The organism is Paenibacillus sp. F024 (assembly GCF_057814255.1).
In genome coordinates, this window is record NZ_JBVASZ010000065.1 from 1 (window position 1) to 9,001 (window position 9,001).

9 protein-coding genes are annotated in these 9,001 nt (G+C 41.8%); 8 read left to right on the forward strand and 1 reads right to left on the reverse strand.

The features are described from left to right. Nucleotides 1-461 precede the first annotated feature (461 nt). Nucleotides 462-1,088 carry a thiol-disulfide oxidoreductase ResA gene (resA, locus tag ACZYR9_RS26705; RefSeq protein ID WP_141336070.1) on the forward strand — a complete coding sequence of 209 codons (627 nt, stop codon included), beginning with the start codon at nucleotides 462-464 and terminating at the stop codon, nucleotides 1,086-1,088. 59 nt (nucleotides 1,089-1,147) lie between these two features. Here the strand turns inward: resA and ACZYR9_RS26710 are convergent, their stop codons facing one another. After that, nucleotides 1,148-2,125: a cation diffusion facilitator family transporter gene (locus ACZYR9_RS26710; RefSeq protein WP_141336069.1), complete on the reverse strand. Its 978-nt coding sequence runs from the start codon at nucleotides 2,123-2,125 to the stop codon at nucleotides 1,148-1,150. A gap of 320 nt (nucleotides 2,126-2,445) precedes the next feature. Here ACZYR9_RS26710 and ACZYR9_RS26715 point away from each other — a divergent pair, with 320 nt between their 5' ends. The 7 genes from ACZYR9_RS26715 (at nucleotide 2,446) to ACZYR9_RS26745 (ending at nucleotide 8,889) form a co-directional block, all read left to right on the forward strand. Beyond that, nucleotides 2,446-2,808 carry an ArsR/SmtB family transcription factor gene (locus tag ACZYR9_RS26715; protein ID WP_141336068.1) on the forward strand — a complete coding sequence of 121 codons (363 nt, stop codon included), beginning with the start codon at nucleotides 2,446-2,448 and terminating at the stop codon, nucleotides 2,806-2,808. An 18-nt stretch (nucleotides 2,809-2,826) separates the two neighbouring features. Beyond that, a complete protein-coding gene (locus tag ACZYR9_RS26720) occupies nucleotides 2,827-3,282 on the forward strand; it encodes a BlaI/MecI/CopY family transcriptional regulator (protein WP_174351134.1) in 456 nt (151 codons plus the stop codon). Then, nucleotides 3,257-4,117, forward strand: a complete 861-nt coding sequence (locus ACZYR9_RS26725) for a M56 family metallopeptidase (protein ID WP_141336066.1) — start codon at nucleotides 3,257-3,259, stop codon at nucleotides 4,115-4,117. Before ACZYR9_RS26720 ends, ACZYR9_RS26725 begins: the two co-directional genes overlap by 26 nt. Before the next feature lie 149 nt (nucleotides 4,118-4,266). Beyond that, nucleotides 4,267-5,073, forward strand: a complete 807-nt coding sequence (locus ACZYR9_RS26730) for a cytochrome c oxidase assembly protein (RefSeq protein WP_181410211.1) — start codon at nucleotides 4,267-4,269, stop codon at nucleotides 5,071-5,073. Nucleotides 5,074-5,118: 45 nt separating this feature from the next. Then, the gene (locus ACZYR9_RS26735; protein ID WP_230876291.1) at nucleotides 5,119-5,835 is read left to right on the forward strand and encodes a DsbA family protein; all 717 of its coding nucleotides are present in this window, start codon (nucleotides 5,119-5,121) and stop codon (nucleotides 5,833-5,835) included. Beyond that, nucleotides 5,832-6,281, forward strand: a complete 450-nt coding sequence (locus ACZYR9_RS26740; protein WP_141336064.1) for a disulfide oxidoreductase — start codon at nucleotides 5,832-5,834, stop codon at nucleotides 6,279-6,281. Before ACZYR9_RS26735 ends, ACZYR9_RS26740 begins: the two co-directional genes overlap by 4 nt. 94 nt (nucleotides 6,282-6,375) lie before the next feature. Further along, a complete protein-coding gene (locus ACZYR9_RS26745) occupies nucleotides 6,376-8,889 on the forward strand; it encodes a heavy metal translocating P-type ATPase (RefSeq protein ID WP_488981420.1) in 2,514 nt (837 codons plus the stop codon). Nucleotides 8,890-9,001 lie beyond the last annotated feature (112 nt).

A 9,001-nucleotide genomic window follows, 5' to 3' on the forward strand; every position in this document is an offset into this window, starting at 1 on the left:
AATTCGGACGCCTCCATGTGCAAGGTTTTTCGCGGGTAAGTCCCTGTTTTCCTTGCACTTGAATTCGACAAAAGAGGTCCTAAACCCTTGTGGCTGTCGGACTTTTGATTCGTTCAGCAAGCCCTAATTATGTCATAGCTACATGACTTCTCCATCTTTCAGGATGGTCGATGGTTGAAAATCTAAGAACGAGTGAGAAAACGCGAGAAAACATTAAATAATAGTGGGAGGAAACAAACAATGGAAAATCCCAATGGTCGTTTTTTGCTTAAATGGGCCAGCACGCGGAAGTTGGGTAGGCAAAGATATGTCTTTCGAAATGGTTTCATTGGCTTTGGAATAACACTGACTGTTTTGTTTACGCTTGTGGAATTCGTGACAAGAGGGTCGCTCGAAATGAGTTACTTAATCTCGAGAGTAGTGCTGCTCCCAACCCTCGGTATTATTATTTTTAGCAATCGATGGGATTCACAAGAGAAAAAATACAACAGGCTTCAAGTCTAGCGTGTAGGTGGATATTTGTATTCAGTTTGTATTTATTTTTCAGAGGAGCGTGTGGTACGTTGCGCAGACGGTGGATTCAAATGGGGATCTTGATGTGTGTAATAGCGGCCGGGGCGTTTGCATTTTGGAGTTCTGCCGCGAAGGACTCGGAAGAAGTGAAGAAAGGGGCAAAAGCTCCTGATTTTAAATTGGCGTCTTTGGATGGGAAAACATATGAGTTATCGGATTTTAAAGGGAGTGGTTTGGTCCTGAACTTCTGGGGGACGTTCTGCCCGCCTTGTGTAAGAGAAATGCCGGCCTTGGAGAAGCAGAGCAAGGTTTGGAAAGATAAGCAGGTACAGATTGTTGGTATTAATCTGAATGAAAGTCCGATAACAGTACGTTCGTTTCTACAGCAGTATAATATAAGCTTCCCTATTCTTATGGACCGAGATGAAATAAGGAAGAAATACAAAGTCTCTTCTTATCCGACAACGTTTTACATTGATGCAAATGGAATCATACAAGACATATTTGTCGGAGAAATGACGGAACGTGATATTCAAACCCGTATTGAAAAAATAGTAAAGGCAGATAAAAATTAATAAAGCTCTAATCAAAAGACGAACCGTCCAATGGAACAGTTCGTCTTTACTCTTGCTCCTCAGACCTTACATTCAGCGTGTTGTAAATTTGATTTCTCCACTTGGATCGTCGTGTGTTGGATTTTAAACGTTTGTTCAATTGCTTGAACAGCGCTTTGTAATACTTCTTGGCTGTCTTTGGAATCTTCAATTAAGATATGGCAGCTTAATGAGTCCAGGCCTGAAGTAATTGTCCATACGTGAAGGTCGTGAACATTAATTACGCCATCGATTTTTTCTAACGTATGTTTCACTAGATTTAAATCAATCGTTATCGGTGTACCTTCCATGAGGATGTGAACAGCATTGCGTATGACCCCCCATGCGCTTTTCAGAATAAGTACCGCAACGAGGACGCTAATTATAGGATCAGCGATATACCAATCAAAGAAAAGCATTAGCAATCCGGCTAGGATGGCGCCGACAGAACCTAAAGCATCTCCGATGACATGCAGATAAGCACTGCGTACATTAATGTTATCTTTGACATCACTTTGCTTGAGCAGCACCCATACGCTCGAAAGATTGGCCAGCAATCCAAACAAAGCGATTAAAATCATCGATCCGCTGGAAACGGTTGGCGGATCGAAAAATCGTCCATACGCTTCTTTGATGATGAAAGCTGCAATGACAAACAGCGTCACTCCGTTAAATAACGCGGCTAATATTTCAAATCGATAGAACCCATACGATTTCCGAGGAGAGGCAGGCTTTACAGCAAACCACATAGCAATCAAACTTAGAGCTAAAGAAGCGGCGTCACTGAGCATATGGCCAGCATCCGAAAGGAGGGCCAAACTGTTAGTGATCAAACCTCCAAAAAATTCTAATAACATGATTCCGCTCGTTATAATAAGAGCAATTGTTAATCCTTTTTTATTATTGGGTGCATGCGAATGTCCATGCCCGTGAGCATGTCCGTGGTTATGTCCATGCCGATGAGCATGGTTGTGATCGTGGTGGTCATGATCATGATGCGAATGAATATTGTTTGACATCGTACATTCCTCCATAATAACATATGAACAACTATTCATATGTTATTATATTCCACATTGTCGTGAAAGGCAATATTTAATGTTAACATACCTTCTTATTCTTATTGCCTTTGGATAAGCCGTTTGTTCTTATGTATGGTAGCCATATTCTTTCTCGTACTTTTATTTTTATGTTTCCCCTGCCGTTGACGTCCCATCCTTGGAAATGGTTTATCTTTTGTTATTCCCGGATATTCATGTCTAATGCTGGCGGTAAAATAAAATGATTTCTGTTATAATAAACTAATCGTAAGTTTTATCGTCAAAAGGTGGGAAACACAATGGAGAATATCATTCAGGAGCAATGTGAAGATACATGTGGGGGAACATCGAATATCCATGTGCTGCAAGAGCAATTAATATCGGAACAAACAGCGTCAAGTTTAGCTGAAATTTTCAAGGCTCTAGGGGATCCTACACGCCTTAAGATCATCCATACCCTTCTCAAACACGAGCTTTGCGTTCATGATATCGTTCAAGTATTAGAGATGGGGCAATCCGCAGTTTCTCATCAGCTCAGGTATTTGCGAAATCTTCGTATCGTCAAGCGGCGAAAAGTAGGAAAAACCGTTTTTTATTCACTTGACGACGAACATATCGAACAAATTTTTGTACAGATGCTTCAGCACGTTAAACATAGCTGAGGAAGGGAGCGAATGAAGATGAAACAAGTTGGATATCGTATGCAAGAGGAAGGGGTAAACCGATTTCTGGGCTCTTTAGAATCACGCATCATGGAATTAATGTGGGAATCTGAGGACTGGATGAATGTTCATCAACTTCGGGAGGGTTTAAAGGAAGAATACGACTATTCGGTTAATACGATTATGACGGTTTTAAATAGACTAGCCGATAAAGGTATTATTAAGAAACAAGCTGGGGGAAGAGGCCGAAGTAAACTTGCTCAGTTTAAGGTTGTAGTATCCAGGGAAGCCTTTATTAAAGAGCAAACAAGAAATGTAACAGAAGGTTTAGTCAAAGATTTCGGAGAAGTGATTGTAGCTCATATGATTGATGTTCTGGAAGAGGTGGACCCTCAGCTGCTGCAAAAAGTCGAGCTGAAATTACAAGAAGCGAAACAGAGGAATCAGCATGAAAAAAATTCAAAATCCAGCTGAGTTCGCTTTTGGTGTCTTCGTGGCCGTTGCTTGTATTATATGGATTCAGCTCGCTTGGTCCTTCTTTCATCAGTTTAATGACCTCAATTGGATACCTGATTTTATGCGGCTTTCCCGCTTTGTTTGGCAGGATTTCTGGTTTGCCCATTCCTTTGGGGAAACGGTTTTAACTTTTATTTCAATCATCACAATTAGTGCCCTGGTGTTTAACGGATTCAAGGATGTTTTCGATCATTTGCGCTGGAATCGGTTCGTCCGACAGCATAAGGATGAAAGGTTATCTGAACATTGGAATCGGAAATTTGCTTTCCTGGGAATGCCGATCCTCGTTATTAAGGAACAACAGTTTTTGGCATTGACATCGGGTATAAGTAATCCAAAAATAATACTTTCTACAGGACTAATTCAAGGTTTAGATGAAAAAGAAATGGAAGCCGTTCTCCTTCATGAAGCTTACCACGTTACTTATCGCCATCCCATTAAAAAATGGTTACTGAAACGATTAGCGCGAGTAATGTTTTATATCCCTGTTCTTAAAGGTTTATCGAATTATTACGCCATCTGGATTGAGCTTTTGGCCGACCGATTTGCGATTGAGAGAATGGAGGATTCAACACCAATTGCTTCCGCACTTGTTAAAATGATTAATTTGGGCTCTATACATTTCGTTCCAATTTGTGCTGATTTTTCAAAAACGGCGATCAATTATCGGTTAAAGCAAATTTTAGATTTGGAAGAACGACAAGGTGTGGAGTTGTTCTCTAACAAAACTTTAGTATCATCCGTTGGAATAGGAATGCTTGTAACAACTATCGTAATATTCAGTTGTTTATAACTAAAGCGAGGACAAACCTCGCTTTTTTATTTGTCCAAAAAAAGAACATATTCCCAAATGTTCATATGACGTATTGACACTCTCCTTGGAATTGAAATAACATTAAAACGATGCGTTGTAGTTATTTCGAATGGTAGAGGATGATTAATTTGAGCAAGTCTTTAACTTTCTTGGATTGGTGGAACCCCTATGCTTGGCTTGTGGTGATTTGCTTACTGATCGGTTATTTACTAATTACCGGACCTCTCCACAAAGAATTTAAAGGAGGAGAACCGGTACCGACGATCCAAAGGTTTTATTTTGTCTTAGGCCTGATCGTCGCAGGAGGAGCGCTGGGAAGCCCATTAAGCACTCTCGGACATCATTATTTGTTTAGCGCCCATATGCTCCAGCAGTCTCTGCTTTATTTCGTCGTCCCTCCTTTATTATGGGCAGGAATCCCAACTTGGTTGTTTCGAAGCATACTTCCACAGGCTTTTAGACAAAAAATATTGCCTAAGATTACAAATGCAATTTTAGCAGTTTTTTTATTTAATGGTTTATTATCTTTTTACCATTTTCCAGCGATTTACGATTGGATAATGTCAGGAGAACAGCCGTTAGCTGCTGTGTTTGCTCATACTCTTTTATTCCTGACTGCTATGCAAATGTGGTTTGTCGTAACATGTCCTGATCCGGATCTCAACCAACTAAGTCATTTGAAGAAGATAGGTTACGTTGTGTTAAACGGTTTTTTATTATACCCAGCATGTGCACTTATTATTTTTGCTGATAATCTCATTTACAAACCCTTTCATGCTGTACAGCCATGGTTTCCTTTTTTAACGCCTCTTGGAGACCAGCAATTGGGTGGAGTCATCATGAAAATTATGCAGGAGGGCGTATTCGGTATAGCTCTAGGTATTCTTTTTTCTAGATGGTACCGAAAAGAACGTTCTGACGAGCAGGAAGAATAAGGAATATTTAAGCAATTCATAAAATCTTAGCTGGAGGAAACTGAGATGTCAAAAAATAAACACATGAATTACTCGTCGAAGCCAACCGGAAACTCTACCAAACCTCTTGTTATCATAACGTTAACAGTTATTGTTTTACTTATAGCTCTATTTATATTCTCAAACATGGCGTCAAATAAAAATCAACCATCTACAGTATTTCAAGAGCCACCTTCACTTGTAAATCAGCCAGTTCTCGGAAACGATGATGCTCCTGTAACCCTTATTGAATTTGGAGACTATAAATGTCCGTCCTGCAAAGCTTGGAGTAATGTTGTTTACCCACAGTTGCAAAAAGAGTACATTGATACCGGTAAACTGAAATTTGCGTATATCAATGTATTATTTCACGAGCAGGAGTCCGTACTGGCCGCTCTCGCCGGGGAAGCCGTTTTTGCGCAAGACCTACAAGCGTTTTGGATGTTCCATAAAGCGTTGTATGAAGCTCAACCCCAAGCAAATCATGACGGACTATGGATAACGGAAGAGAAAATTTTGGAAGTTGTCAAAACGGCAGCTCCAACGATTGACCTGACAAAACTGAAAGAAGATTTGAAAAATCAAGAAGTAGCCTCAAGGGTTAAAATAGACAATGAATTGGTGCAGAAATTTGGGGTTAAACAAACGCCTACAGTCATGATCAACGGTACGGTCTTGGAAAATCCGTTTGATATAAATATGATCAAAGAACTGATAGATAAAGAAATAGGGGATAAACAATGATGGAAACAGGTAAACCATCTTTTATTCAAAATTATTTAATATATTTTGCTTGGATCGTATCGGTAGTTGCAACGTCAGGAAGTCTTTATTTTAGTGAAGTATTAGGTTTTATCCCCTGCGATTTGTGTTGGTATCAACGAATTTTTATGTACCCTCTAAGCGTGATCCTTGGTATTGCTGCTTATTACAATGAAAAATCATTGAAAAAGTATGTGTTGCCGTTGTCCATCATCGGTGGCTCCATTTCTTTATACCATTATATGCTTCAGAAAATACCGGGATTTGTAGAGATTAAACCGTGTACGCAAGGAGTTCCTTGCAACGTTGATTACATCGATTGGTTAGGTTTTATTACGATTCCTTTCTTAGCGTTGACTGCCTTCTTGCTTATAATCATGTGCATGCTTTTATTGAAGCCATCAAATTCGCAAAATAATGAAAATTAGACATAAGCACGATTGACATTCAACTTCAAAGAACATATGATAAAATTAATAAATGAATAAGTGTTCATATGTAATGATTAAGGAGTTGGAGAGTATGAGCGACAAAGCGTGTGACGCCCGGATCTCATCAGAAAACGAAACATGTTTGTCGGAAAAAGAATCTTGTGGCTGCGGTCATGATCATAACCATAACCAAGTTACAGCAGTTGAGCAACGTACGACTCATCAGCATGAAGCTTGCTGCGGTTCTCACCATCATGAACACTCAGATCACTCGGAACATGCCAAACATTCGATTCACTCGACGCTAGTCCTTCAAGGGATGCACTGCGGGGACTGTGCCGCGAAGCTCGAAATAGCTGTCTCACGGCTTGCAGGAGTCGATAAGGCCTCTGTGAATTTCGCCACGGCAAAGATGAAAGTGGAGTATCAGGATGAGGGAGTTATTGACGTAATCAAGAAACAGGTATGCCAGCTTGGCTACAGCGTGGATTATCATAATGATGATCACACGGTGAAAACTATTTTCCGAATTGATGGTATGGATTGTGCCGACTGCGCTCAAAAATTGCAAAAGCGGGTAGGCGCACTTCCAGCTGTAAAGGATGTATCAGTTAATTACGGTGCCGCCAAAATGACGGTAGTTCACGATGGTTCAGCTATCACGGATATAAGCGAGGCTGTTCGAAAATCTGGGTATTCAGCAACAGTTGAGAGCGGCACGTCTTCGCGATCTGTTGAAGAAGCAAGTTTCTGGAGTCGAAACCAAAAGGCGGTTCCGACGCTTATATCGGGTACATTATTTATTCTCGGATGGCTTCTCTCATTCTTTGAACTCATTCCGGAATCTACATCGAATGTGTTCTACGCAGCTGCCATGATCTCCGGAGGTTACCGGATTGCCAAGACAGGATTGTATGGCTTGAAGTCCCGTACCATCGGTATGGATCTTCTAATGACGATTGCTGCACTTGGAGCGGCGTTAATCGGGGAGTGGGAAGAAGGGGCCGCCGTCGTATTTCTGTTCTCGCTCGGTGAAACGTTAGAAGCTTATACCATGGACCGAACAAGACGATCGATCCGCGGTTTGATGGATCTTTCTCCAAAAGAAGCTTTAATTCGTAGGGGAAGCCACGAGATGATGCTTCACGTCGATCAGATTGAGATTAACGATATCATGATCGTGAAACCGGGCTCAAAAATCGCAATGGACGGGGTTGTTGTCAAAGGGGCTTCAGCGGTCAACCAAGCACCAATAACCGGTGAGTCCATTCCGGTAGAAAAGCAAACGGGGGATGATGTGTTTGCGGGTACCATCAATGAACACGGTTCCTTGGAAGTAAGGGTGACACGCCGGTCCCAAGACAACACGCTTTCGAGAATCATTCATCTTGTGGAAGAAGCGCAAGCCCAGAAAGCACCGTCTCAACGATTTGTTGATGTTTTTGCTAAATACTACACTCCGATTGTTCTAGTTGTAGCATTAGGAATTGCCATCATTCCTACCGTATTCTTAAATCAACCGTTCGACGTTTGGTTTTATCGTGCGCTTATGATGCTTGTTGTATCTTGCCCCTGCGCTTTAGTGATTTCTACTCCCGTGTCCATCGTTTCGGCCATCGGCAATGCAGCCCGAAACGGGGTACTAATTAAGGGCGGCACTCATCTAGAAAGATTAGGCGCTGTAAACGTTATTGCATTTGATAAAACCGGTACGTTAACGCGGGGCATACCTAAATTAAACCAGATTGTGGCTTTTGGACAATACAAAGATGACGACGTGCTTTCCGTTGCGGCGGCGGTTGAGAAGCAGTCGGAGCATCCTGTGGCTAAAGCGATAGTAAAACATGCTCAAGAACGAAATATTGAAATCCTGGAGAGCTCGCATTTTACTTCGTTTCCCGGAAAAGGAGCCAAGGCAACCATTCAAGGAACAACGTATTATATCGGTAATCCACGGTGGTTTATACATGAGTTGAATGTTTCTTTGGAAACAGCAAAAACTACGATTCAAAATATGGAACAACAGGGTCAAACCGTTATGATCCTTGGTACAGATGTTGAAGCTATCGCGGTATTTGCTGTATCGGATGAAATACGTCCAGAGAGCCGGAAGACACTGCAGGTTTTGAAACAAGAAGGAATAGAAAGAATGGTCATGCTCACAGGGGATAATCGAGGCACGGCACAAGCCGTAGCGGCGGAATTGGGGGAGATTGATGTCCAATCAGAGCTGCTACCCCAAGCAAAGTTAACTGCCGTCCGTGAGCTTATGGAGCGGCACGGGTCCTTAGCCATGGTAGGTGACGGTGTGAACGATGCTCCTGCACTGGCGACTGCAACGGTCGGCATTGCCATGGGGGCTGCAGGCACAGACACGGCCTTGGAGACGGCTGACATTGCATTAATGTCGGATGACCTAAGCAAACTACCTTTTGCGATCCGATTGAGCCGCCAAGCACTAAATATCATCAAACAAAACATTGCATTTTCACTGTTGGTTAAAGCGATCTTTTTAATCCTTATTTTTACCGGAAGTTCAACGCTTTGGATGGCGGTGCTGGCTGATACGGGAAGTTCACTTATTGTTATTGCTCCCTCGAAATGATTTGGTTTTCTCACTCAGACTCATGAATTCGCAGGATTTCACCTTTAGTTTAGCGCGAGATAAGAAGGGAACAGAGGAGCCGGTAGCTTGGAACAACTGAAAGGGCATGCAG